We start from the raw sequence: 25,126 nt of genomic DNA, 5'->3' as shown, positions 1-25,126 counted from the left end.
GCATGTCCAAAATTATTAAACAAATGTGGAAAAAATTGGCCCGCCCATTAAATACTTAGGTATAAGTGATATTTATTGTAAAATAGGGGAGGGTTCGATTACATTAAAGAAAAGGTATTTACATGGGAAGGTGCATGTTTTTATGAAAATTCTCGTTGTTGAAGATAATGAAAGTGTTTGTTCCATGCTGGAGATGTTTTTTATGAAGGAAGGGTATGAAGGAGTCTTTGTTCATAATGGACAAGAAGGCTTTGATCGATTTAATAAGGGGAAATGGGATTTAATTATTGTCGATTGGATGCTTCCTATTATGGATGGAGTTACTCTTTGCCGCAAAATCCGCCAACTGAGTCAAGTACCAATTATCATGCTGACGGCAAAGGACAGCGACTCTGATCAAGTGTTAGGTCTTGAAATGGGAGCGGATGATTATGTGACGAAGCCTTTTAGTCCACTCGCACTGATGGCAAGAATAAAGGCTGTAACAAGACGCTATCAATCAGATGTCATAGAGAAAGAGGAAAGCAATGTCATTACAAGCCAATATTTTAAAATTAGTAAGGATTCACGCGAAGTATATTTTAATGGGCAGCCTCTCCTTAATCTAACGCCAAAGGAATTTGATTTGCTTTATTATTTTGTGAAAAACCCAAAGCAGGTTTTTTCACGTGAGCAGCTGTTAGATCGTGTATGGGGCTATCAGTTTTATGGGGATGAACGGACGGTTGACGTTCACATTAAACGGTTAAGGAAGAAAATCGGTACACCTGAGCAGCCATTTATTCAAACGGTATGGGGAATTGGCTATAAATTTGATGAAACGGTGGTCCCGAATGAGGATTAGATTTTTTTATCAGCTTTTAATTAGTCATATTAGCATCCTCATTTTGGCTTTCCTCATTTTGAGTTTATCATTTTCACAGTTTGTTGAAAGGTATATTTTCCAGAATAAAGTGGAGGAGCTAGAGGCATATGGCGATCAAATCCTAACAGATTTAACGTTAAGGCTTGAGGGGAATGAACAATTTTTAGCCGAGTACAGCCAGCTTCTTAATACCAGGCATATAAAATATATTCTGTTTAATTATGAAGGAAAAGTTATCTATCCGAAGTTACAAAGCAGCCCATTAATACAGTTGACTGAAAAAGAGTGGACGGAAATATCAAAGGGAAATAAAGTATCTGTTAAGCATGATATTAAACGATTTGGTCAGGAGGTTTCACTTGTAGCTGTTCCCTTCATGCAAGGAGATCGGTTAGGCGGGGGAATTCTTTTGCTATCGCCCATTACAGGGACGATGAATATGATTACCCAATTAAATAAATTCTTATTATATACGATCGTCATCTCTTTATCAGCTTCCATTCTAGTTAGCCTTATTTTTTCGAAAAGCTTGATAAAACGGATTAAGGAAATCCGCAATGCGACTTCCATGATATCGGCCGGAAATTATGATGTTTACGTTCCAGAATCGTCTATCGATGAGATTGGCCAGCTTGCAAGGGATTTTAATGAAATGGCTGGAAAGATAAAGAAATCTCACGAAGAAATTGACCGGCTGGAAAATAGGCGAAGGAAATTTATAGCAGATGTTTCTCATGAGATGCGGACCCCTTTAACGACGATTAGCGGACTTGCTGAAGGAATAAAGAATCAGTTAATTCCGGAAGAGGATATTGAAAGAGGCATGATATTAATTGACCGTGAGGCGAAAAGACTGATACGGCTTGTGAACGAAAATCTTGACTATGAAAAAATCCGCTCTAACCAACTGAAGCTCGATAGGGTGGAAATAAATTTATCTGAAGTGCTCGAAGTCGTAAAAGAGCAGCTTCATATGCAGGCCCTTGAAAAAAATAATCATATATCGGTCATATGTGATGAGAATATTAAGGTCATTGCCGATTATGACAGGCTCATCCAAATTCTCATTAATATTGTCAAAAATAGTAATCAGTTCACAGAAAGGGGCCAGATTATCCTAAAAGGAATATCGGAAGAGAAGGAAACGATAATTGAAATCGAGGATACCGGCATTGGAATTGATCCCGAAGAAATCGAGTCCATTTGGCATCGGTTTTATAAAGCAGATGTATCAAGAACGGGAGAGTCGTTTGGCGAATTCGGCATAGGTTTATCCATAGTAAAACAGCTCGTACAGCTTCATAATGGTCATATAGAAGTGAGCAGTGAAAAGGGAAAAGGAACTAAATTTACAATCCACCTGCCAAAAAGGTAAATAGTGAGAGCAGTAAACCCTTAGCGCCATAGTTTGTTTAGCTAAGGGTTTTTTAATATAAAAAAAGAAATCGGATCTTTCACCGATTTCTCCTTTCACATCTAACCTCTTACTTCTAGACTACTTGCGTTTCCGTCAATGGAAGGGGTTGAGGCTTTTCATTTTCATTTAGCTTCTGGACTTCAATATACTTAATATGATGATCTTCCATGTCGATAATCTTAAAGGCATAGGAATCTAATTCAATCACATCGCCTTGCTTAGCTTCGTAATTCTCTGTAAGAATCCACCCGCCGATTGTATCTACATCTTCATCATTTATATCAACATTAAGCAAATCGCTTACTTCGCTTACAAGCATTTTGGAATCAATAATATAGTGTTCATCATTGATTTTCCGAACCTCTGGCACTTCATCCATATCAAATTCATCGCGGATATCACCGACAATTTCCTCGATAATATCTTCTACTGTCACAAGTCCAGAAGTTCCGCCATACTCATCCATCAGGATAGCCATATGAATTCTTTCCTTCTGCATTTTAAGGAGAAGATCATGGATCGGAATCGTATCAATCACGCGAATAATGGGACGTGTGTAAGATTCAAGCTTATTGGAAGTGACCTGTCTGTTCTTAATGAGATCCGTCATTACTTCTTTAATATTAACTAATCCGATAATATGATCTTTATCCCCATCGATAATCGGATAACGTGTAAATTTCTCTTCATAAACCGTTTCTAAAAAGTTTTCAAGCGTGTCATCCTTCGAGAATGATACGATTTCTGTTCGTGGAACCATGATTTCTTTCGCAATACGGTCGTCAAAATCAAAGATTTTATTTACATACTTAAACTCAGATTGGTTGATTTCTCCACTTTCATAGCTTTCAGATAAAATAATGCGAAGTTCTTCTTCTGAATGGGCTAATTCGTGTTCGGAAACTGGCTTTAATCCAAATAATCGTGTTAATAATTGAGCAGATCCATTTAAAGCCCAGATTACCGGATACATTAATTTGTAGAATAAAATTAATGGACGTGCGGTTAACAATGAAACCTTTTCAGCTTTTTGAATCGCAAGGGTTTTTGGCGCCAATTCTCCAACAACAACATGTAAGAAGGTAATAATCCCGAAGGCAATTCCTACCGAAAGAATTTGTGATGCAGAACTTGGAATGCTTAGTTTATCAAAAATAGGGTGAAGCATATGTGCAATGGTTGGTTCACCAAGCCACCCAATACCAAGGGCAGTAATCGTTATTCCCAATTGGCATGCTGACAAATACTCATCCAAATTACTAATCACTTTCTTTGCATGTATAGCACTTTTATTTCCTTCTTCAATTAACTGATCGATTCTTGAACTTCTTATCTTAACGATGGCAAATTCCGATGTCACAAAAAATGCCGTCAAAGCAATTAAAATGGCTATAATAACCAAGTTTAATATGTCCAAATAAATTCCCTTAGCCCGATCTTTCGGGTAAGGAGTCACCTCCTGAAATATTAGAAAATAGGGTTAACTTGTCAAGCTTACAAGAGTCTTAATTAATGTTGTGCCTTCTGTATTAAGCTTTTTTGAAAGGTCACCCTTTTGATCTTCGTCCAGGCAATTGATTAATGGCAGCAGGACAGCAATTTCATTATGAAGCTGTTTAATTTGCTGTGTAATCGCATCAATTTGCCTCTCAACATCTCTTGTATGCATGACCGTTTTTGATTTTAATTCTAGTTTTCTCTTAATCTCATCTAGCGGAAAATGCATAGATTTACAATCTTCAATAAAATGAAGGTCGGACAGAACTTCTTCTGAATACATACGATAATTAGACTTAGTACGCTGAGCTTGAATAAGCCCGATGTTTGTATAATAATCTATAGTTCGTTTAGAAATATTTGCAATTTTTGCTAATTCACCAATACGATAAACTGCCCCATCGTATCACCCCATTGCCATTTAATTAAACTAGAGTTTCGAAAAAAAAGTGTAACTCCCTAAATTTATTATATGCTAGATAAAACCATACAGTCAAACGTAACAGTTTAATAATCATTTGTTACATTAATTTATTGGGCATTCTAAAGAAATATGTATTTGAATTTTCAGAGAATAAAAAAACGAACCGAAAGGAACAGACCGGAATTAGGAATGAAAATTGTTGTATTCCTAAAGGTCTATTCATCAGTCAGCGTCAGTCTTTTTAACTTCAATGTACAGAATATGATGGCCTTCTATTTCTTTAATGATAAATAGGTATCCATCATGTTCAATGGCTTCACCCTGTTCGAGATCGAATTTTTGTGTGAGTATCCAGCCGCCAAGAGTATCTACTTCGTCTTCATCAAGATCCGTTCCTAATAAGTCATTCGTTTCTGAAATGAGCAGCTTTGCATCTAATATATAATGATCCTTGTCCAGCTTTTGCACGAAAGGAAGCTCGTCTGCATCAAACTCATCACGAATTTCACCAACGATTTCTTCTAAAATATCCTCTGCCGTTACTAAGCCGGCTGTTCCTCCATATTCATCGAATAAAATGGCCATATGGGTTCGTTCCTTTTGCATTTTCAACAAGAGGTCATGAATGGGGATCGTTTCAATGACTCTAATAACAGGCTTTATATATTGCACAACTGTTTTTTCTTCTTGGCATTTTTTTCGAATGCAATCGGTTAATATTTCTTTCACGTTAATAAGTCCGCGAATGGTGTCTTTGTCTCCGCCTGTAATCGGATATCTTGTATATCTTTCATTCATGATGACATCAAGTACTTCAGATAGAGTAGCATTTTCATCTAAGCTGACAATCTCTGTTCGTGGAACCATAATTTCCTTTGCGATGCGATTGTCAAATTCAAAAATATTATTTACGTATTTATATTCTGACTGGTTTATTTCCCCGCTCTTCAGGCTTTCAGAAAGAATGATCCGCAGTTCTTCTTCAGAGTGGGCAATATCATGCTCAGAAACAGGCTTTAAACCAAACAGGCTAGTTACAAATCTTGCCGAGTGATTTAGAGTCCAAATAAATGGGAATAAAATTTTGTAAAACCAGATTAAAGGCTGTGCAAATGCTAATGTAATGGCTTCAGCTTTTTGAATGGCAAATGTTTTAGGAGCCAGTTCACCTATTACTACATGCAAGAAGGTGACTAACGAAAAAGCGATAATAAACGAAAGAACCTTTGTGATAGAAGGCTGCAAATTTAAATGTTCAAAAATTGGTTCCAAAATTTTTTCAATAGTCGGTTCACCGAGCCACCCGAGTCCTAAAGCAGTTATAGTTATGCCTAGCTGGCAGGCTGATAAATATTCATCTAAATTGGAGGTTACTTTTTTTGCCGTGTGAGCTTTCGGATTTCCCTCTGCAATTAATTGGTCAATTCGGGATGATCGCACTTTAACCATGGCAAATTCAGAAGCAACAAAAAAAGCAGTTAAGGCAATTAATAAAAATAGAAGGAAAATATTTAGTACCATCATTCATATCCTCACAAAATATGTAAGGACCGTTCACCTCCTCTGAAATTTACTTTTCCCGAAATGATCTTTTTTTATTTGAAAAACTATACTGCCATCTGTTAATGATTTTGATTGGGTCTTTCTATTGAATGAATACCTTATAATAGATCAAAATAAACATGGCTTGAATTTCTTTGACAAAAAATGAAATGATTGAATTAACTAGTAGGGAACAATCAAAAGAAGGTGGCTTTACGTGGTACAGGCAATGTAGAAAGTGCAGAATAAAACTGTTTATCGTGTTCAAGGCTTTTCTTGAATTAGCTGCACCCAAAAGTTCGAAAAGAACGTAAAGCACCTGGATGGTGTGATGGATGCGAATGTTAATTTTGGAGCTTCTAAGCTTACGGTCTACGGTGAAGCCACATTACAAGAACTAGAAAATGAGCTTCGAGCCATATATGAAAAAGTGGCAATGGTGGGGGATGGAGTAAACGATGCCCCCGCTCTTGTAGCTGCAAATGTTGGCATTGTAATGTGGGGAGCGGGTACGGATACAGCACTTGAAACTGCTGATATGGGTGCGACTTTAATTGTAACTTTAAATGGTTTAAGATTCTTGAGAGTGAAGGAAAGTCAAAAATTATTATTGTAGAGAAAAACCCAAAAAAAGTAACGCTTAGATACAAAAATCGCTTGAGCGTTACTTTTTTGCACTTTTTCAATTAAATGCGGACATTGAATCCGATATTTTCATTAAAATAGCCTTAATTAATGGCTAAGCGGACTCAGGGTACGTTATTTACGTAAAAACACGTAGAAAGTACTGCTTTTTACAAAATACCGGAACCAGTGTCCGCAAACATAAGGAATTCTCCCATTTTGTCACGAATAACGGAACTGATGTCCGCAAAGCTCAAATTATTATAGCCAGTATGCTATTACAATTTTTCTCCACAAAAACTAATCTACTTCTTTTATTTCCAATCACGTGATAGCATTCCATAGATGACTAGATCATGATAATGATTGTATAAAAATTCTGCGTCACGAATAATTCCTTCTTGTATAAATCCTAATCTTTCAGGGATCGCACGGCTCTTCTTATTTCCTACCCCGCAGCGGATTTCCAGCCGATTTAAACTTAAATCTAGAAACGCGTAATTGACTAGAGCCTGAACCGATCTAGTCATAATCCCTTTCCCTTCAAACCCTTTTGCAAGGTAATAGCCCATACTCGTTTGTTTATTATTCCAATCAATTTGATGGAAACCGACTGAACCGGCAAGCTGGCCTTTATAACGAATGCCAGCATTAAATCCATTATTATCAGCAAAGGCTTTTAGCCACATTGGAATAATCTCATGATATTGGATTGGTGAAGTCATATTATCAACCCAAGGAAGCCACTCTCTTAAATGCTGTCTATTCGTATCGACTAAATGATACAGTTCTTCTGAATGGTGTAATTGAAAAAGCTGCAGTTCGATATCCTGATCAACCTTTAACACAAACATCGTACACTCTCCTTAAATAAAAAAATTAGAGATAATTACCAATTTTAATCTTAAAAATGAATGAAGTACATAAGAATTTTTCTATAGGATTGATATCACGTATTTGATTATAGAAAAAAGGGCTGACTTCAATAGGAGTCAGCCCAGGTTTATATCGGAAACTGGAAGGATTATGCTAAAAACCGTTAAGTCTCCTTTTGTTTCAAATTCTAATTTCCCTTTATGCTTTTCAATAATTTCTTTGCAGACAAATAATCCTAGCCCTGTGCCAAGAGATTTAGTTGTTACGAATGGTTCAAAGATGGACTTTACAAGATGCGACGGGATCTTTGGCCCATTATTGGCAATTTCTAGCCTTATAAAGGAATCATCTTGAATATGGCTGGTTATTTTAATTAATGGTTCTGAAGTAGATGTATGTAAAACATCAATGGCATTAAAAATAATATTGATCAATACTTGACGGATCTCATCCGCATAACCTAAAAGGGAAATGGAGTCTGGCATGCATTTATCAATTTTCACTTTTCCGTCCAAAATGCTGGGATACAAGAAAACTAATACTTCGTCAATTATTTCATTAAGTGAAAAATTTACTTTCTCTTTTCCAATCAATTCCTTTTTTGATAGTAAGAGAAACTGAGAAATACGAAAATTCAACTGTTCTAATTCAATCGAAATAATATCTAAATATTTCAAATTTGGATTTTCAGCTTTTAATAATTGAATGAAGCCTTGAACAGAGGTAAGTGGATTTCGAAACTCGTGGATGAAGCTAGAAGTCATTTGTCCTAGCAGTGTAAGTCGATCTTTATGACTCGTATCAATAAATTGAGTTTTTTCTTCGATAATCTGATTTTTTGCATCACTATAATAAGTAACAGAAAAATATAAGAATTGATCAAAACAAAATTGAACCTTCTGATTGTATTCGTTCAGTTCGTCTAAATCTAGGTTCATATTCTTGAGATTCTCTTGGAAAATGGAACGCCCAAGATTTACGTTATAGACAAATTGGCCTATATTTATACCGGCTTTTAACCGTTGATCTGCAATAGAAATTGAAAATTTGCGAATCGTTTTTACTAATTCCTCCTCTGGGTATGAAAAGCATTGGATAAGAAGATAAAACATAACCTCGCCATTTTCCTTCATTCGATCTTTAAAAGGATCATCAGAAGAAACAACTATCTTCTTTCCCCACTCATATAACATATTATTCTTTTCCATGTGCAATTGCTCAACAACCTTCTTACTCGATCTTGTTAACATTTGTCTCTCCATTCTTCATGAATAAAAATCTTTTTTCATAGTTATATAAAGTTCTACTTTTTTTGAGAATATCCTTTGTCGAATTTAAGCGAATAAAAAAACAGTTCTTCAAGACTAGTCTTTCTGTGTCAAAATAGGGGGAGATTGGTCAAAAAAAGAGATAAATAAAGTAGGATTTATTAATTATTGTCATTTTATAATTCTATCTTTTATAATTGAAGAAGCAGTGTAATAATACACTAAATTTAAAGGAATGAAGCATACATTGAATCGCGAAGAAGTTATTTTTAAAGTGTCTGAAAAGTTGCGTCTCATCCGAACAGAAGCAGGATATACACAAGATAAAATGGCAGAGATTATTGGTGTTTCCAAAAAAACCCTTGTTCAAATAGAAAAAGGGCGTGTAGAAGCAGGCTGGTCAACAGTTGTTGCTGTTTGTGCCCTATTTAGGGAAACGGAAACAGTCCGCTTTTTATTTGGAAACGAGCCGCTAGAGGTTCTTGAAACGATTGCAAGAGAAGGGATTGACTATCGAAAAGAAAAAACGATGGGCGGAAAGATTTGGTGGAGAGAAATAGAGAACGAAAATGGCATTTTGCTTCAGCAAAATATTATTAGTCAGCATTTTCGCATTATTGATGAAGACCATTTTCGTATTTATAGCAGCTTTGATGAACCCTCCTCCAAAGAACGATTTGCAGAGCTGGTACATGAAAAAAACAGTTTATCGCAGATTAACGGGCTGTAAGCCCCCCACTTCAAGAAGTTGACTTAAACAAAATTTTCTAAGTGGGGGATCAACAGCCCGTAAAGGCCCGATTATAGGAACACAGACTAAGAACGCCACTTCCTGTGGCAACGTCTGTGTGACCCACATCCTGTGGGCCGCAACTAACAAGTGGGGAAAAGGCACCCCACTGATTGAAGTTTCACTTTATAACCCCCATAAAAAGAAATAATCTGCCGAATTCCTTTATAGTATCATCATAGTTTTAGACATCTTTGACCAACTATGGAGGAAATATGAGGAAAAAACAATCTATTTATAGTAAGTTCCAGAAATTTTGGAAGCAGAAACATATGACTCAAATTGCTATCCTGTCTGCATCAACCGCAGTATTAGCATTTTTGGGCTTTTTTTATTATTTCGCAAACGGGGCAAATATTAGTTCGCTAGAACGCGGTCTTGCACAGTCCACTGTTATATATGATTTGAACGGAGAAGTTGCAAGCAAAATATCTGCTAATAAAGTCGAAGGAATATCGATTAAGGAAATTCCAGAGCATATGAAAAATGCGGTAATCGCCATTGAGGATCACCGTTTCTATGAGCATAATGGTGTTGATTTTACGAGTATTGGCAGAGCATTCTTCCGAAACATGAAGGCTGGAGAAATTGTCGAAGGCGGCAGCACAATTACACAGCAACTGACAAAAAATGCATTGCTATCAGCAGAAAAGACATATAAGCGAAAAATAGAAGAATTTTTTCTTGCAAGGGAAATTGAGAAACAGTTTACAAAAGACGAGATTCTGCAGATGTATTTGAATGAGATTTATTTTGGTGAAGGTGCTTGGGGGCTTAAGCGAGCAGCAATGAAGTATTTCGGTAAGGATGTCAAGGACTTGACGATTAGTGAGGCAGCTTTATTAGCCGGCTTAATCAAAGCTCCTTCTGTGATTAACCCTTACAAAAATGAAAAGGCAGCACTAGATCGCAGAAACATTGTACTGGCACAAATGAAAACCAATGGTTTTATTTCAGAAAACCAATGGAAAGAAGCGAAAAATGAACAATTAGTTTTTGACGATAAAGGGGGAGATCCATTCAAGGGGAAATATCCGTATTATGTTGACTTTGTTCTAGAGGAAGGGATGAAGAAATACGGTCTAACTCTTGATGAATTACTAACCGGCGGTTATCAGATCTATACGGAGCTTGATCCATTCATGCAGTCGGCAGCGGAAGAAACGTATCGTGACGATTCCATGTTTCCAGCAGGGAAAGGGGATCGATTGGTTCAAAGCGGGGCTATTCTTATTGATCCGAAAAGCGGGGGTGTTCGTGCATTGGTTGGAGGCAGGGGGGAGCATACACTCCTTGGTCACAACCGGGCGATTCATCCGGTAGGTCAGCCAGGCTCAACAATGAAGCCACTTGTCCCTTATACGCCAGCACTTGAAAATGGCTGGGATATTTCAGATGTATTAAAGGATGAAAAAATAAAGTTTGGAGATTATGAGCCAAATAATTATAATTTCAAATTCCGCGGTCAGGTTCCGATGTATGAAGCAGTTAAAGATTCCTTAAATATTCCTGCAGTATGGCTCCTCAACGAAATCGGTGTTGATAAAGGAATTGACGCGGCAAAAAGGTTTGGAATTCCGGAAGACGCGATCAACAATAACCTTGCCCTGGCACTTGGCGGAACAAATAAGGGGGTATCCCCATTAAATATGGCTGAAGCTTACACTGTTTTTGCTAACAGCGGGGAAAAGGCTGACGCGCATTCGATCGTAAAAATTGTTGACTCCAATGGTGACACCATTGCTAATTGGGATGATAAGAAAACTAGGGTAACAACGAAAGAGGTTACCGATAAGATCACAACGATGCTGCTTGGTGTTGTAGAGCAAGGTTCTGGAAGAGCAGCTCAGATTCCCGGGAGAGAGGTAGCCGGTAAAACGGGTTCAACACAGGTTCCCATTGAAGGGGTAAATGGGATAAAGGATCAATGGTTCGTAGGTTATACTCCTCAGCTTGTTGGCGCTGTATGGGTAGGATATGATCGGACAGACAAGGATCACTATTTAACAACTACGAGCGGAGAGGGAACTGCACCAATTTTCAAGGCCATCATGTCTAAAGCCTTGCAAAATCAAGAAGCAATTTCTTTCGGCGTCCCGCATATTTCCTCTTTAATCGAAAAGAAAAAGCAAGAAGAGAAGTTTAATTCATTTGATAAAGGTTTCATGAAAAATAAAGAAAAGTGGGAAAAGAAAATAGAAAAAGAAAAGAAAAAGTGGGAGAAGAAACGGAAGAAAAATAAAGGGAAAAAACATGATTAGAAGAAACTTGGCATTTTTCGCCAAGTTTTTTTAAATTTTCCATGTTTTTTTATGAAAAAAATTTATAATAGATGTGAACGATTATTTATTATCAAGCGTCTAATTTATAATGCTTCTTAGAAAAATCATTTGTTAAGAAGGCGGGACGATACGAAGGAGAGGAACATAGCCAGATGGAGGAGAAAGAGCTCATACATAGCGCGAAATCAGGCAAAAAACGCGCTCTAGCCATGCTTTTTCAAAATAATTACCCCTTCTTAGTTAAGTATTTAATTAAAGTTACAATGAATCCAGATACAGCAGAAGAGCTTGCACAGGAGACAATGGCTAAATGTATTGAAAAAATTCATTTATATCAATTTAAATCAAAGTTTTCTTCCTGGCTTATTTCAATTGCTACGAATTTATATATTGATCAGCAGCGGAGAAAGAAAAGAGAAAAAGCATACCAGATGGATGAAGAACAATACAGAAAGCTAAAATGGCATTTGGAAACGAGGAATGAAGAATGGAATGATGCCATGTCCGCCTTAGGAAAATTGGCGGATGATGTTAGGATTCCGATCATATTAAGACATTATTATGGCTATTCCTATGATGAGATAGGGGAGTGGATGAAGCTATCCCCTGGTACGATAAAGTCGAGAGTTCATAACGGAATTATGGCTGTCAGGAAGGAGCTGAGAATAAATGACGAGAGAGAGAGACATGAGAGAAAATCTACATCAAGATGAAGATTTATTATTCGTCATGAAAGAAATTGAGCACGGCCTAGAAAAAATTGATCAAGGTACACCTATTCATACGCCAAGTTTAGAGTGGTTTGAGAATTTGATTGTCGAAGAGAAGAAAAATTTAAAAAAGAAGCTTATTTTCGATGCTTCACTTTTCGCAATCATTGCACTAATTATATTAAGCGGCATTTTATTTGCCCTGTACCGTGTTCCAATTGTCTTTTTCACGATACAAGGTCTTACTATAATGTTTATTATTGGATTCGTGTCATTTCAGTACGTTAAACAGGTGAAGGAAACATGAATGAGGAAGTTTCTTTTCCGTTACTTATGGTTGTTGCCGTCATTTTGATCAGTCAAAGTACTTTTCTATTCATAAATGCAAGGAAACATGGACATAACTATTGGCTTTGGGGAATTATCGGCTTAATCCAGGCGCCGCTTCCCACATTAGTTTATTTACTGTTTGTAAGGAAGCTGTGGAAAAAGAAGAAAAAGTCTCATTTAAGGGAATGAAGATTTATGGGGAAACTAAAGCAGCTGTTTCTGCTGTTAACAGTCGTAAGCCAAATAATTGGATTGGTTATGCTGTTTATCAATATTAAAATAGCCATTTTGATTTATGTCATATACGCTGTTCTGTTTTTACTTATTTTTATCATATTAATCATGGAAAGACAGAAAGAAAAAGAGGAGGAAAAACGTAATGATTATCGTAACTATTGATTCTGTTCCGGGGAAGGAAATTAAAGATTTAAAAGGGTTTGTCAGAGGAGGCTGCATTCAATCTAAGCATATCGGCAAGGATATTATGGCTGGCTTACGGACTATTGTAGGTGGAGAAATAAGTGAATACACGGAGATGATGGAAGAAGCAAGACAGAAGGCCATTGGCAGAATGGTAGAAGATGCTAGGTCAAAGGGAGCGAATGCGATTATAGGCATGCGTCTGCAATCTTCAGCAGTTATGCAGAATGCATCAGAAATTATTGCATATGGAACGGCTGTTTATGTTGAATAAGTTATGCAAAGAGATTGTACACAGGTGAGCAAAGAGTTCATAAATATGTCACCTTCTTGTCACGAAATGTTCCTATCTATACATAAAATTAACCCTCTTTCTATGCTATTTTTAACGTATAAATAGAATCAGGGGGAATATAAAATGGAACAGCTTTCGATTACATTAGTTATTGCCAGTATTATGGTCCTTGGTTATTTTATCGGATATACAGTTGTGAAACACTAAAAACTGCTTGCTCATGCAAAGCAGTTTTTTTTTATGTCTAGCCCTGACGCCTACCCTTTTCTAAGTTACCGATAAAAGTCTAAAAATAGGGAATAGAATATAAGGGAAGGGAATTATTTAAACATTACCAAGGAGTGGTTTCATGGAAAACTTTCGGATTGAAAGAGATACGCTTGGGGAAATAAAGGTTCAAGCGGATAAATATTGGGGTGCACAAACCCAAAGAAGCCGGGAAAACTTTCGTATTGGCATTGAAAAAATGCCGATGGAGGTTATTTATGCCTTTGCCCAAATTAAAAATGCATCTGCTATTGTAAACAATAGGCTAGGAAAATTATCGGAAGTAAAAAAGGAGGCCATTGTTCAGGCAACCGTGGAAATTCTTGAAGGGAAATTTGATGATCATTTTCCACTAGTAGTCTGGCAGACAGGAAGCGGTACCCAATCCAATATGAACGTAAACGAAGTCGTGGCAAGAAGAGCAAATGAGTTCCTGCAGGCAAAAGGAGCTTCAAATACGAAGGTGCATCCTAATGACGATGTGAATATGTCCCAGAGTTCGAACGATACGTTCCCAACAGCGATGCATGTAGCAGCATATATCGAAATAGCCGAAAAGCTGATTCCTTCACTTCAAGCATTGAAGAAAACCGTCCATCAAAAGGAAGAGGCTTTTCAAGCGATTGTGAAAATTGGTAGGACTCATTTACAGGATGCTACCCCATTGACATTAGGTCAGGAAATAAGCGGCTGGCGCGCTATGCTTGATAAAAGCGAGCGGATGATTTCGGAAGCAATGGATCATTTACTAGATCTTGCCATTGGGGGAACAGCAGTAGGTACAGGCATAAATGCAGATAAATCTTTTGGGGAAGAGGTTGCAAAAGAAATTTCGAAGCGAACGGGGCATGCTTTCCGATCATCAGACAATAAGTTTCATGCCTTAACAAGCCATGATGAAATTGTTTATGTTCATGGGGCTTTAAAGGCTTTGGCTGCAGATCTCATGAAAATAGCCAATGATGTCAGATGGCTCGCCAGTGGACCTAGGAGCGGTATTGGGGAGCTTTCTATCCCCGCTAATGAACCGGGAAGCTCCATTATGCCAGGAAAGGTAAACCCGACACAAAGTGAAGCACTTACAATGATCGCATGTCAGGTTTTCGGCAATGATGCAACAATCGGTTTTGCCGCAAGCCAAGGGAATTTCGAATTAAATGTCTTTAAGCCAGTCATTATTTTCAACCTTATCCAAAGTTTTCGCCTTTTATCAGATGGAATGGATTCGTTTAATGAAAAATGCTTGCTAGGCCTAGAAGCTAATAAAGAGATTATTGCGGATCATGTAAATAGATCACTAATGCTTGTCACCGCTCTTAACCCTCATATTGGCTATGAAAAGGCAGCTGAGATTGCAAAGCTGGCATTTAAAGAAAATAATACTTTAAAAGAAGCGGCCCTGAAGACTGGGCATGTTACAAGTGAACAATTCGATTTGTGGGTAGATCCTTCAAAGATGGTATAGCTAAACCTATGGAAAAGCCCCCTTTTAGAAGGGGGCTAAAGCCATATCTTATTAAATTGTGTTTAACAAATTATTATTGTTGGTAACCGCCAAGTTGTTGCTCAGCCATTTGAACTAGGCGTTTTGTAATTTCTCCTCCAACAGATCCGTTGGCACGAGATGTAGTGTCAGCACCTAAGTTTACACCAAATTCGTTAGCAATCTCATACTTCATTTGGTCAAGTGCTTGTGCTACTCCTGGTACTAGTAATTGGTTTGAGGAATTGCTTCTTGTGTTGTTGTTCATAATTGGTTCATCTCCTCATTAAATTTTATTAGTATGGTTGGGTTAGCCGGAGTTGCACCGACACAAGATAAACTTGTTACCTCTAACTGGTTTAACCCATCGGTTAGTGGAAAGTTGTTTGTGTGTCTGTGTTTACTCTATATTATGGTGTTTTTCTGATCGCTTATTCTTTTTTTGTAGTGGGAATTGTTTCCTAATGGTTTTGTCATAACTATTAAAGTATTTACGAACGATAAGGTTATGGAAAATGAATGACATAATTAAGTATGGAGTGGGGGCATAGAAATGGCTATTTGTCCAATCTGTAATGGATTTGAGGAAATAAAGACAAAATGCTCATCTTGCGGTAATCGAGTTTACGATCAAGGAAGGGTTATGGATTATTACGATGATTATAGTGCATACATGCCTATTGATCTTATGAAATTGGAAAATGGCTATCCAACTGATTACTTAAACAAAGAATGCCCACATTTATTGAAATGTTTATCATGCGGAAATCAGGAGATCTCCTTGATCAAGGAATAATTTTTACTAAAAAATAGCACCCTCATTTTGAGAAAGTGCTATTTTTTGTCATGCTTAGTTATTCAGCTGTATATGGGGGATCTTCTTCGAAAAGATCTCTAGCTTCCTCAATATTAGTTGTTTCTTCCCTCATATGTACGGAACCGCCCGACATTCCTTCATTGATCATTCGATCAATGTCTAAATATGCCTTGTCTCGTCCTTCATAATGAGAATCATCTTTTACACTTTTTTTATCAGGCATCGCTGTATGCCTCCTTTGGATTTGATATGGCTTATCATTCCAAAGAAGTTATGAAAACATACTAATCACTGATCATAAACATGAAAAAGCATTAATTCATGAATTTGTTCCATTAATATAATCTCATCTTCTCCATTTGGCGTGTTTGAGGTCCATTCGATTTTACCATTTTGATGATAAATCCCATTAAATTTCTGTTTGTTAAAGTAAAAGGAAAATTTCCATCCTGGCAATTGTTTATTTTCGTATAAAGGCTTGTATTGAAAATGCGTTAACATATCACGGCCTCCTTTGCTTTTATCTTACACCTTTTTGTCAAACAACCCAATAATATAAATCACATGACATGAAAAACCAGTGTAATTCATTTAGTTGAAGGGAAGAAGAAGTATGTACACTTATTAAACGAAAAAGGAGTTGCTTAAATGAATAGAAATAAATGGGCTTTAACCACTTTAGCATTAGGAGCAGCGTACTTATTAAGGAATGATAAATCCCGCCAAAAATTAAAGAAACAGTTCCGCTCTTTTGCCGGACCAACTAAGAGAGCATAAATAAAAGCAGTCCACATAGGCTGATACCTTTTGTGGACTGCTGAATTAAAATCCTGCTAACTCAAGAAAAAGACAGGCCAAAGTTTGAAATCTTTTCCTTTCTATTTCCTGTTCATCAAAGCGCATTGGCTTGGAATTGATTTCGTATATCACATACTGGCCGTCTGCAGAGATTCCTGCATCTATTGAAAATTCGCCAAAAAAACCGATTTCCTTTGATAATAGCTTTCCTGCACGATTGGCTACTTCTACTATAAACTGATCATGCTCCTTCGATTGTAATTGTTTATAGGGCAGAATAATTCCGCCATTAGGAACATGAGTTGTTATATTTTGTTCCTTGGATTGCCGGATGCCTATGCCCGTTACGTTAAATTGATTATTTACATAATGGACAAGAATTCGAAAGTCAAACCGCTTTCCATTATATAACAATGGGTCGATCGCATTTTGGGCGATATACGATTTTTTTAAAAAAACCGAGTTCCACTTCATCCAAAAGGTATGAAAATCTTCATACAGATGTAATTCCTCATGCCCCTGCAATTTAATTGTGGAATCCTTATTTAAAGAAGCAAGGTAAATGCCCTTTCCTTTTGAACCTAATGATGGCTTTAAATATAATTGACGATGCATTTCAAAAAAATTCATTAGCGAAGGTTTTTCACAGATTTTTATAGTTTCTGGCATCAGCTTTTGGAAATAAGAATCCTTGGATAATACTTGATATAATTCATGTTTATCAAGGAAACACGTATTAAAAAAGGGAATGTTCTTGCTTTTGAAAAATTGATAAGCTTCATAAAATGAATCTGATTTTTCAATTCTGCGAAAAGGTACCCGATTATAGATAACATGTGGGATAGGGCATTGAACAGCGTACCATTTATCTTTAGTTGGATGATACATATATCCTTTTATTGAATGGTCGTTAATATTTTGGGGAGTAAAAACGATGGATATTCCGCCGTTTTTTATGATTTCTTTCTGAAGCTCTTTAAATAATCTGCCATTCCCAGTTACTTTATTATCCTTTTTTCTACCTGTTAAAATTCCAATTAAGGGAACTTCCTTCTGAGGTGAAATATGAAAGGAGAGGCTCCATGCGGGTGCGGAGCTAACCATTTGAACTGGGTGCTTATTGAAGCCTAATGTTTTCGATTGTTTATTAAGAGTAAACCAATTTTTAAGTTCAAGGTCATAAAAAATGCTCATCTAAAAACTTCCTCAGGACTCAAAATCGCCCTTTCAGCCAAAAATACAGCAAAGGATAAGGAAAGCTTTCTCGTTAGAAAATCAAATTCCTTCAACTCTGGATGTTTGAAAATGGATCTGCCCGGTTTAGAGTTAGCTTCGAATAGCCATACATTTCCTTGTCGATCGAGCCCGAGGTCAAATCCAATTTCACCAATTATACCTTCCATATTTTCTTCCAATGCTTTGCTTAATAACAGGGCAGCATTTGAAAGTTTTGTTTCTGCAAGCCTTTGTTCTTCTAAAGATGGAAAAACCTCGGCCATCGTTTGGATGACCCCACCGCTCTTAACATGCGTTGTCACACTTCCAGCCCCTGCTACTTTAGCTGCAATGGCCGTCACAACCCAATCTCCAAAATTATTTTTATTTGTGTGTATCCTAAAGTCAATTGGCCGTTGATCTTTTCGCAATAAATGAATTCCTTGCTGAACGAGCATTCGATTTAATTTTTTATCTGCAAAAACATGATTCATTAATCCTTCTAAGCTGTTATATTTCAGCAGCTTATTTTCTCCCTCATGGCTTCGGAATCTGCAAAAATAATAACCTTTTGCTTTATCATATAAGATTTGATGGATTCCTAAGCCGAGACTTCCGTTTATCGGCTTCACATACACATGCCCGTATTCGCTCAGCATTCTTTCAATTTCAGAAAATGAAACAAAGGGATGAGTTTCCGGTAAGAATTTTGCAATTGTGTCATCTTGAATTAGCCGGTCAAAAATATCTAATTTATTAAAAAAACCGGGATTATACCATGGGATTAAATATTCAGATTGCAGCCTTTCCTTTATATTTTTCTGCTCCGCTTTTCTTTCGCTTTTTCGGTTAGGCAGCCGATCATAAATAACGTTAGGAAAGGGAACCTCAAATGTCTTCCATCCATTATGGTGGTAAAATAATCCGTTTATTAATCCTTGCTCCCAATTAATATGCTGCTCCCCGAACACAAAGGGCATTGCACCAACAGCCTTTTTTACCGAAAGCAGCTTGGCAAAGAATAGGCTCCGTTCGCCGATTGGCCGCATCGGAAAAGGGGTAAAGCCTGATGTGAAAATGCCAACGAGTGGTCCAATAAAAAGAGTTTCATCATCATTGAAAATATGAAGAGGAACCTTTAAATCCGGAAGCTTTAGTTGCTCGGCGATATCCTTGCTAAGGCTTATCATTTCCTTGCTATTTGGCTGAATGTCTATTCTCGTTTCAATGGACTTTGACCCAAAAGCAATTTTTGATAGGTTTGTTTTCGGAACGGCTTCATTTGGGATATAGACTTGATGGGAGATGTCATGAAGAATTTCTACCTGATATTGTTTTCTCATTAATTTGTCTCCTTTCAAAATCTAATCTTTTGCCGTAAAGAAGGGGGGAAGTATATAATGGATCTTCCAAAGATGGATTAATCGTTATAGCAACCTTGCGTCCTGGCTTGGAGTTGATATCCAGTATCCAGATGGCATGATCTTTACTTATCCCAATATCCACGCCTAATTCAAAAAGCGGAGGAAAATGCTGTTCTAACATTTGTGGCAGGGATCTCAAAACTTCATTTATTTCATTATTTAGGTAATCTCTTTCTGAAGGAGGATATGCTGCCAGCCAATCCTCATAAGCAGAAACCGTTCCTCCCGCACTAATATTCGAAACGATCCCCTTTTCTTTACCTGTTCTTATCCCTTTGGCAATTTCCTTCCATTCTCCATATTCATTTTTTTGGAGCAGTACTCTAATATCAAAGGGCTGATTTCTATTGTTTGCAAGCTCCTTGTATTCCTGGATCAGATATTCTCTTTCTTTAATGAGGTAATCGATCCATGAAATGGCCTTCTCTTCATAAGGGAATTGGCGTGTAATCGTTTTATCTTGTTTGTCTGTTTGAACAATGATTTCATTATTTTTCTTTTCTAAATAGTAAATTCCTCTACCTTGAGAGCCATTTACTGGTTTCATCATGACAGGCTTATTCGGAATAAGGCGCTGAATGACATGTTGACCTGAAGTTACTTGACTCGATTTCAACAAGTAAGGTGATAGTATTGAATTTTCAAGCGCATGATACAATTCCAATTTATTTGGCAGACCGTATCCTAAAAATAATACTTCCTTTTTCGTTTTTAGCCATTTTACAATTGCTTTGCATTGTTTGGAATGAGGATCCTCTTTGTAGAAACAACGGTCATAAAGTATTTTAGGAAGAGGAAATTCACAAGCCTCCCATTCATTAGTGTTGGGATTAAAATAGTCCCCGTTCACATTTTCTGAAATGGGATTAATATTAGAGGGTACAAATCGATAACAGATCATTTCTAGCTGGTGTGCTCTTTTTGCGATTTCATTGAAATAATGTTTTTCATTAAACGTTTGCAACGTCATTAACCCAATTGACAGCATTAGTAATACCTCCTTGAAGTAAGACATAGATGTTGAGTTTAATAATCTTGGGACTCATTGTTACATGGAAAATGTTAATAAGGTGCAGTATTCTAGTAAAGCCTTTGTAGAGGGACGTATTTTATTTTCATTTTCTCCGAGGTTCTTGGAAGGCTTGGCATTTACCTCAATGATCCAAAGCTTTCCGCTTTCATCCACCCCGATATCTATCCCAAGCTCTCCCATCAAGCCATCGGAATGATGGCTTATAATAGACGAGGCTTCTACTGCAAGCTCCTTCATTAGTGCAAGCTGCTGGATGGCTGTCTTCCGATCCGATAATTTTGTTAAAACGTGAACAGGTTTCATGATTTCTCCGCCTCTTGCAATATTTGAAACAAACTGCTCCTCAGCTGATATTCTTGCTACTGCGGAGGTAGCCTTCCAGGAATTTTGTAAATTTCGATGACAAAGGATTCGAAAATCCAACTGGTTATTTTTGTATTTTATTAAAGGGATTCCTTGTTGCACAATATAGGTTCTCTTCTCAAGAAATGGCTGAATCCATTTGAAAAACTCGCTGTACGTATTAAACAAATACGTGTGGTCCCGCCCCTTGGCAGTAGATAATTCTGCTTGGAGCGAATTATTAATTTTTGAAAGCTTTATTATATTTCTGCCTTGGCTTCCATGGATAGGCTTTATAAAAATCGAATCGTATTTCATCTTTAATTCTTCCAAGGATTGCTCTGTTGCTAGTAATGTTTCCGGAAGAAAAGGATGCAAATACTCTTCGGAGATTAATAAATCATTGACCGTGTTTTTAGTGAGAAAATGATCATTAAATATAGGAATATTGTGTAAGAAAACAGCCTTCTTAAATTTTTGGAAAAATAAGCTTGCTTCAAGCCTACGTGAATGTATACGATTATAGATGACATTAGGGAGAGGGACAGGAGAATTATGCCAGCTTTCATCTAGTAGATAATAGCCGTTCATGATCCCATCCGAGTAATCGGTTAATGAAAAAACATAGAAAAAGCCGCCTATTTCCGATACTACATCGTGCATTTCCTTGCAAAAACTATGGATGGAGCGAAAATGAGGTTCCAACTCTTCCGAGAAGCTTATTTCAGTCAATAAGCCAATTACCGGACCAATAGTAAGGGTATTTTCCTTTTTGGAATAATGTGCAATAAATTGTGTTACCTGTATAGGCAGCATCAACTCTCGGAACAAATCTTCACTCATGATGATTTCATCCTTTGTAATAGGAGCACTCTCGATCATGACAGAAATGCGATTGTTTCCCACAGCAACATCAAATGTTTTAGCTTCATCTATTCTCCAATAATGAATGAGGGAATGGCTAATTTTTATTGAGTGGTCCATATATTGAAACGATTTGGCTGGAACAATCGTAATAGGTAATAATGATAAATTCATGATCATTCCTCATTTTTGAATTTTTTGCCGCAGATTAACGGGCTGTAAGACTCCCATTTGAAGGAGTTGCCGAAACATATTATTCTATAATGGGAGATCAAACAGCCCGTAAAGGCCCGATAATAGGAACACTGACTAAGAACGCCACGTCCTGTGGCAACGTCTGTGTGACCCACATCCTGTGGGCCGCAACTAACATTCTGCGGGGGATGAAGGAACTCCCCCACAGAATGAAGTTTCACTAACGCATTAATAATGAAAAAATAGGCAAAAGCTGATAAAGTATCGTATGTAAAAAAGGTTAAAATTGTGCGCAAGTCCAGATGGAAGGTAGATGTTCAATCACATGAAAATTTTATTGACAATTTTATTAATGGTAACTATTGGGGCAGTTATTAATGGGTTCACCAATTACCTTGCCATAAAAATGCTATTTAGGCCTTATAAAGCTTTATATATTGGAAAGTGGAGAGTTCCATTTACACCCGGTTTAATCCCAAGGCGCCGAGACGAGCTTGCAGTACAAATGGGGAAGATGGTCGTTAACCATCTTTTAACACCTGAAAGTATTAAAAGGAAATTTTTAAATGACAATTTTCAAAAGGAAATGACAGCAGTTGTTCAAAGGGAACTGGATAATTTCTTAATTAGTGAGAAAAGCCCTGCACAATTATTGGATAACTTAGGGATAAAAAATGTCCACGAGAAAACAGAAAAGCGTTTGAATGAGGTTGTTGAGCAAAAATTTGAAAGTATACTGGAGAAATATCGAGATCAGCCATTAAAAGTAATAATCCCAGAAAAAATAATCGAAAAAGTAAATGGAAAAATCCCTGAAATCAGCAAGTTTATTCTTCAAAAAGGGGTTGATTATTTTTCAAGCTTTGAAGGTAATTTGCGAATTCAGAAAATGGCCGATGATTTTTTAAAGGAACGAAGCGGTGTTCTTGGAAGTATGATGCAAATGTTTATGGGAAACATCAATATAGCTGATAAGATACAGCCGGAAATTATCAAGTTTTTAAAGAATGAGGGTACAGCTGATATAATCACTTCACTAATAAAAAAAGAATGGGATAAAATCCTTGAATGGGAAGCTGCTAAGATTGAAGAGCAATTTAATAAAGAAGAAATCCTTTCTTTTGTGAAGAAAAGTGTTAATAATGTCATAAAATTAGAACAATTATTTCATGCACCGATTTCTAAATTGAGTGAAGCTTACCGGTCAGAAATCATTGATTCAATGGTGCCCAAGGGTGTTGAGTTTTTTGGAGAATGGCTAACTATCCGGGTAGATGTGTTAATGGAGAGGCTTCGATTACAAGAAATTATTCGGGAGCAAGTAGAAGCATTCTCTGTCGAGAGACTGGAAGAAATGGTACTAACCATTATTAATAGCGAATTAAAAATGATTACACTTCTAGGGGCATTGCTTGGTGGAATTATTGGTCTATTTCAAGGGATTTTGGCCATTCTGCTTTAGAGCAGTTTACCAATTATCAGATACACACCTCGCAATGAATGGCATAGTTTGGTATAGTGAAGTGATTGCCCAAAATGGAAAGGGGATTCAAAAGATGGCAGTTAATTTATTTAATATCGCAGGTGAACTTGAGAGAGCAGTAAGGCAAAGCAATGAATATTTAATTTTGAAGCAAGCTTATGCTGAGGTCAATGCTGATCCATCAGCAAAGGCGATGTTTGATAACTTTCGCCATATTCAAATGCAGCTTCAACAAAAACAAATGATGGGGCAGGATATATCTCAGGCAGAGGTTGAGCAGGCACAAAAATCTGTAGCACTCGTACAGCAAAATCCTAAAATAGCCAAGCTAATGGAAGCAGAGCAGAGGATGAGCATGCTTATTGCTGAGTTAAATAAAATCATTATGAAACCACTTGAAGAATTATATGGACCACTAGGTTAATTCCATATTTGGATATGAAAACCGCTCCTTATTTTAGGAGCGGTTTTTCATATATAATTATTGAGTTGATTCTTTAAAACCTGCCGCCAAGCTGCTGCTCAGCCATTTGTACAAGGCGCTTCGTAATTTCTCCACCAACTGAACCATTAGCTCTTGAAGATGTTTCTGGGCCAAGGTTCACACCGAATTCTGTTGCAATTTCGTACTTCATTTGCTCAATTGCCTGAGAAACTCCTGGTACTACTAGCTGATTTGAATTGTTGCTTCTTGCCATGTAAATCATCTCCTTTGGTGTAATTAAATGTTACAATCCTATTTTTAATTGAATAATTACTCTTTATACATTTTTTAAATTGGTAAATTTTTCAGGGGATGAAGTTTTCACAGGGATTGTTCTATTCCTTTTTCTCCTTTCATAAAAGTGTAATAGGACAATTTTACACTCCACGAATAGGGGGCAATATGATGATTTACAGGCTGTTAGCGTTAAATATTGATGGCACTCTTCTTCAATCAAATGGAAGACTTCATAAATCTACAAAAGAAGCGATCGAATATGTGCAGCAAAAAGGTATCTATGTAACACTAGTAACGGCAAGAAGCTTTCCATCCGCAAAAAAAGTGGCAAAAGCACTAAAATTAGACTCATCCATTGTCGCACATAGTGGAGCTTATATTGCCAGCTCACGGGATAAACCCATTTTTGTCAGGCGGATTGCAGAGGATGTAACTTATGAAATTGTGAGGTTGCTTGAAGGATTTTCCTGTCAGATTCGATTGGTTCATGAAAAATATTCGTTAGCCAACAAATCTAAGCTAAATCATAATATGCTGGCTAAGACCGTCTTTTCATCAGGAGATCCGATTTTTTATTCTCAGCAATTTGTCGATTCCTTAAGTGATACGATCCTCGATGCCCCTGCCAATCCTCCGAAAATAGAAGTTTATTTTGAGGATGAAACAGATCAATTGGATGCAACGGCAGCCATAAAAGGGATGTTTTCAGAAATTGATATTCTCCAGCTGAACAATCTCCGTATCGATATAATACCAGCTGGAGTTTCCAAGCTTAATGGTTTGTTGTATTTAGGAGACCACTTAGATATTGCCCGCAGTGAAATGGTTGTGATTGGGGATGGCCTCGATGATCTTGGCATGATTGAAGCTGCCGGACTCGGTGTTGCCATGGGAAATGCACCTGTAGAAGTTAAAAAAGCAGCGGATTGGGTCACACGTTTGAATAATCAGCACGGCGTCACCTATATGGTGAAGGAGCATTTCAGAAAGCAGCATCCGATTGAATTTTTGAAGAAAATGAATTTATTGAAATAGTTTTATTCAAAAGGAGTTGATCTTAACAGATCAGCTCTTTACATATTGACCTTAAATAATCATTTCTGTACACTTAAATAGGTTCATAATAATACAATTCTAACTGCCA

At 37.1% G+C, this 25,126-nt stretch carries 29 protein-coding genes; 16 read left to right on the top strand and 13 right to left on the bottom strand.

Features of this window, described 5'->3' with window-relative positions:
* Positions 1 to 142: 142 nt before the first annotated feature.
* Entirely contained in the window at positions 143 to 844 is a 702-nt protein-coding gene (locus tag V7122_RS04095; protein ID WP_335355127.1) for a response regulator transcription factor, read from the top strand.
* Positions 834 to 2,240 carry a HAMP domain-containing sensor histidine kinase gene (locus V7122_RS04090; RefSeq protein WP_335355126.1) on the top strand — a complete coding sequence of 469 codons (1,407 nt, stop codon included), beginning with the start codon at positions 834 to 836 and terminating at the stop codon, positions 2,238 to 2,240. The genes V7122_RS04095 and V7122_RS04090 overlap by 11 nt, the downstream gene beginning before the upstream one ends.
* Before the next feature lie 115 nt (positions 2,241 to 2,355).
* Here V7122_RS04090 and V7122_RS04085 read toward each other — a convergent pair whose 3' ends face one another.
* From V7122_RS04085 to V7122_RS04075, 3 genes are all read right to left on the bottom strand, one after another.
* Positions 2,356 to 3,699 (bottom strand): hemolysin family protein, encoded by a 1,344-nt coding sequence (locus V7122_RS04085; protein ID WP_335345842.1) that lies wholly within the window; start codon positions 3,697 to 3,699, stop codon positions 2,356 to 2,358.
* 63 nt (positions 3,700 to 3,762) lie between these two features.
* Positions 3,763 to 4,164, bottom strand: coding sequence for a MerR family transcriptional regulator (locus V7122_RS04080; RefSeq protein ID WP_335345847.1), 402 nt, complete (start codon positions 4,162 to 4,164; stop codon positions 3,763 to 3,765).
* Between the two features lie 261 nt (positions 4,165 to 4,425).
* Positions 4,426 to 5,727 carry a hemolysin family protein gene (locus V7122_RS04075; RefSeq protein WP_335345843.1) on the bottom strand — a complete coding sequence of 434 codons (1,302 nt, stop codon included), beginning with the start codon at positions 5,725 to 5,727 and terminating at the stop codon, positions 4,426 to 4,428.
* Between the two features lie 256 nt (positions 5,728 to 5,983).
* On the opposite strand from V7122_RS04075, the gene V7122_RS04070 reads away from it, so the two are divergent.
* Positions 5,984 to 6,361 (top strand): heavy-metal-associated domain-containing protein, encoded by a 378-nt coding sequence (locus tag V7122_RS04070; protein WP_335525866.1) that lies wholly within the window; start codon positions 5,984 to 5,986, stop codon positions 6,359 to 6,361.
* Positions 6,362 to 6,683: 322 nt separating this feature from the next.
* Here V7122_RS04070 and V7122_RS04065 read toward each other — a convergent pair whose 3' ends face one another.
* Both V7122_RS04065 and V7122_RS04060 read right to left on the bottom strand, forming a co-directional pair.
* Complete coding sequence (locus V7122_RS04065; RefSeq protein WP_335345844.1) at positions 6,684 to 7,223, bottom strand: GNAT family N-acetyltransferase; 540 nt, start codon at positions 7,221 to 7,223, stop codon at positions 6,684 to 6,686.
* Positions 7,224 to 7,361: 138 nt separating this feature from the next.
* Positions 7,362 to 8,495, bottom strand: coding sequence for a histidine kinase N-terminal domain-containing protein (locus tag V7122_RS04060; protein WP_335485520.1), 1,134 nt, complete (start codon positions 8,493 to 8,495; stop codon positions 7,362 to 7,364).
* Between the two features lie 265 nt (positions 8,496 to 8,760).
* Between V7122_RS04060 and V7122_RS04055 the strand changes: the two genes are divergently transcribed.
* The 8 genes from V7122_RS04055 to fumC all read left to right on the top strand — a co-directional run bounded on the left by V7122_RS04055 (position 8,761) and on the right by fumC (position 15,072).
* Positions 8,761 to 9,243 (top strand): helix-turn-helix transcriptional regulator, encoded by a 483-nt coding sequence (locus V7122_RS04055; protein WP_335485530.1) that lies wholly within the window; start codon positions 8,761 to 8,763, stop codon positions 9,241 to 9,243.
* A gap of 275 nt (positions 9,244 to 9,518) precedes the next feature.
* The gene (locus V7122_RS04050; RefSeq protein ID WP_335525865.1) at positions 9,519 to 11,564 is read left to right on the top strand and encodes a transglycosylase domain-containing protein; all 2,046 of its coding nucleotides are present in this window, start codon (positions 9,519 to 9,521) and stop codon (positions 11,562 to 11,564) included.
* A gap of 173 nt (positions 11,565 to 11,737) precedes the next feature.
* The gene (gene sigY / locus V7122_RS04045; RefSeq protein WP_335525864.1) at positions 11,738 to 12,298 is read left to right on the top strand and encodes an RNA polymerase sigma factor SigY; all 561 of its coding nucleotides are present in this window, start codon (positions 11,738 to 11,740) and stop codon (positions 12,296 to 12,298) included.
* Entirely contained in the window at positions 12,273 to 12,602 is a 330-nt protein-coding gene (locus V7122_RS04040; RefSeq protein WP_335490097.1) for a YxlC family protein, read from the top strand. Before sigY ends, V7122_RS04040 begins: the two co-directional genes overlap by 26 nt.
* Positions 12,599 to 12,814 carry a sigma-Y antisigma factor component gene (locus V7122_RS04035; RefSeq protein ID WP_335355119.1) on the top strand — a complete coding sequence of 72 codons (216 nt, stop codon included), beginning with the start codon at positions 12,599 to 12,601 and terminating at the stop codon, positions 12,812 to 12,814. The genes V7122_RS04040 and V7122_RS04035 overlap by 4 nt, the downstream gene beginning before the upstream one ends.
* A 6-nt stretch (positions 12,815 to 12,820) precedes the next feature.
* On the top strand, positions 12,821 to 13,024 hold the full coding sequence (locus tag V7122_RS04030) for a hypothetical protein (protein WP_335345332.1): 204 nt from the start codon (positions 12,821 to 12,823) through the stop codon (positions 13,022 to 13,024).
* Entirely contained in the window at positions 13,005 to 13,319 is a 315-nt protein-coding gene (locus V7122_RS04025; RefSeq protein ID WP_335345331.1) for a YbjQ family protein, read from the top strand. The genes V7122_RS04030 and V7122_RS04025 overlap by 20 nt, the downstream gene beginning before the upstream one ends.
* 370 nt (positions 13,320 to 13,689) lie before the next feature.
* Positions 13,690 to 15,072, top strand: coding sequence for a class II fumarate hydratase (gene fumC / locus V7122_RS04020; protein WP_335525863.1), 1,383 nt, complete (start codon positions 13,690 to 13,692; stop codon positions 15,070 to 15,072).
* 73 nt (positions 15,073 to 15,145) lie between these two features.
* On the opposite strand, the gene V7122_RS04015 is transcribed toward fumC, so the two are convergent.
* Positions 15,146 to 15,358 (bottom strand): alpha/beta-type small acid-soluble spore protein, encoded by a 213-nt coding sequence (locus V7122_RS04015; protein ID WP_335345329.1) that lies wholly within the window; start codon positions 15,356 to 15,358, stop codon positions 15,146 to 15,148.
* 285 nt (positions 15,359 to 15,643) lie between these two features.
* Here V7122_RS04015 and V7122_RS04010 point away from each other — a divergent pair, with 285 nt between their 5' ends.
* On the top strand, positions 15,644 to 15,886 hold the full coding sequence (locus V7122_RS04010; protein WP_335345328.1) for a hypothetical protein: 243 nt from the start codon (positions 15,644 to 15,646) through the stop codon (positions 15,884 to 15,886).
* Between the two features lie 58 nt (positions 15,887 to 15,944).
* On the opposite strand, the gene V7122_RS04005 is transcribed toward V7122_RS04010, so the two are convergent.
* The gene (locus V7122_RS04005) at positions 15,945 to 16,130 is read right to left on the bottom strand and encodes a hypothetical protein (protein ID WP_335345327.1); all 186 of its coding nucleotides are present in this window, start codon (positions 16,128 to 16,130) and stop codon (positions 15,945 to 15,947) included.
* Positions 16,131 to 16,195: 65 nt separating this feature from the next.
* Positions 16,196 to 16,408: a YheE family protein gene (locus tag V7122_RS04000; protein WP_335345326.1), complete on the bottom strand. Its 213-nt coding sequence runs from the start codon at positions 16,406 to 16,408 to the stop codon at positions 16,196 to 16,198.
* A gap of 147 nt (positions 16,409 to 16,555) precedes the next feature.
* Between V7122_RS04000 and V7122_RS03995 the strand changes: the two genes are divergently transcribed.
* The gene (locus V7122_RS03995; RefSeq protein ID WP_335345325.1) at positions 16,556 to 16,684 is read left to right on the top strand and encodes a hypothetical protein; all 129 of its coding nucleotides are present in this window, start codon (positions 16,556 to 16,558) and stop codon (positions 16,682 to 16,684) included.
* 45 nt (positions 16,685 to 16,729) lie between these two features.
* Here the strand turns inward: V7122_RS03995 and V7122_RS03990 are convergent, their stop codons facing one another.
* From V7122_RS03990 to V7122_RS03975, 4 genes are read right to left on the bottom strand one after another with little or no spacing between them, the layout of a single operon-like run.
* Entirely contained in the window at positions 16,730 to 17,899 is a 1,170-nt protein-coding gene (locus tag V7122_RS03990) for a YheC/YheD family endospore coat-associated protein (RefSeq protein WP_335525862.1), read from the bottom strand.
* Positions 17,896 to 19,263 carry a YheC/YheD family endospore coat-associated protein gene (locus tag V7122_RS03985; RefSeq protein WP_335355116.1) on the bottom strand — a complete coding sequence of 456 codons (1,368 nt, stop codon included), beginning with the start codon at positions 19,261 to 19,263 and terminating at the stop codon, positions 17,896 to 17,898. Before V7122_RS03985 ends, V7122_RS03990 begins: the two co-directional genes overlap by 4 nt.
* A complete protein-coding gene (locus tag V7122_RS03980) occupies positions 19,229 to 20,332 on the bottom strand; it encodes a YheC/YheD family endospore coat-associated protein (RefSeq protein WP_335355115.1) in 1,104 nt (367 codons plus the stop codon). The genes V7122_RS03985 and V7122_RS03980 overlap by 35 nt, the downstream gene beginning before the upstream one ends.
* A 60-nt stretch (positions 20,333 to 20,392) precedes the next feature.
* Positions 20,393 to 21,757: a YheC/YheD family endospore coat-associated protein gene (locus V7122_RS03975; RefSeq protein WP_335355114.1), complete on the bottom strand. Its 1,365-nt coding sequence runs from the start codon at positions 21,755 to 21,757 to the stop codon at positions 20,393 to 20,395.
* A gap of 346 nt (positions 21,758 to 22,103) precedes the next feature.
* On the opposite strand from V7122_RS03975, the gene V7122_RS03970 reads away from it, so the two are divergent.
* Together V7122_RS03970 and V7122_RS03965 are read left to right on the top strand one after the other, a co-directional pair.
* Positions 22,104 to 23,240, top strand: a complete 1,137-nt coding sequence (locus V7122_RS03970) for a DUF445 domain-containing protein (RefSeq protein ID WP_335525861.1) — start codon at positions 22,104 to 22,106, stop codon at positions 23,238 to 23,240.
* Positions 23,241 to 23,334: 94 nt separating this feature from the next.
* Positions 23,335 to 23,685, top strand: a complete 351-nt coding sequence (locus tag V7122_RS03965) for a YlbF family regulator (protein ID WP_335355148.1) — start codon at positions 23,335 to 23,337, stop codon at positions 23,683 to 23,685.
* Positions 23,686 to 23,758: 73 nt separating this feature from the next.
* Here V7122_RS03965 and V7122_RS03960 read toward each other — a convergent pair whose 3' ends face one another.
* Positions 23,759 to 23,959 carry an alpha/beta-type small acid-soluble spore protein gene (locus V7122_RS03960; RefSeq protein WP_066295079.1) on the bottom strand — a complete coding sequence of 67 codons (201 nt, stop codon included), beginning with the start codon at positions 23,957 to 23,959 and terminating at the stop codon, positions 23,759 to 23,761.
* Positions 23,960 to 24,150: 191 nt separating this feature from the next.
* On the opposite strand from V7122_RS03960, the gene V7122_RS03955 reads away from it, so the two are divergent.
* A complete protein-coding gene (locus V7122_RS03955; RefSeq protein WP_335525860.1) occupies positions 24,151 to 25,017 on the top strand; it encodes a Cof-type HAD-IIB family hydrolase in 867 nt (288 codons plus the stop codon).
* The last annotated feature ends 109 nt before the right edge of the window (positions 25,018 to 25,126 follow it).

This window comes from Bacillus sp. JJ1532 (genome assembly GCF_036965085.1).
Lineage (GTDB): Bacteria > Bacillota > Bacilli > Bacillales > Cytobacillaceae > Cytobacillus.
This window is presented reverse-complemented; position numbering and strand designations above follow the sequence as displayed.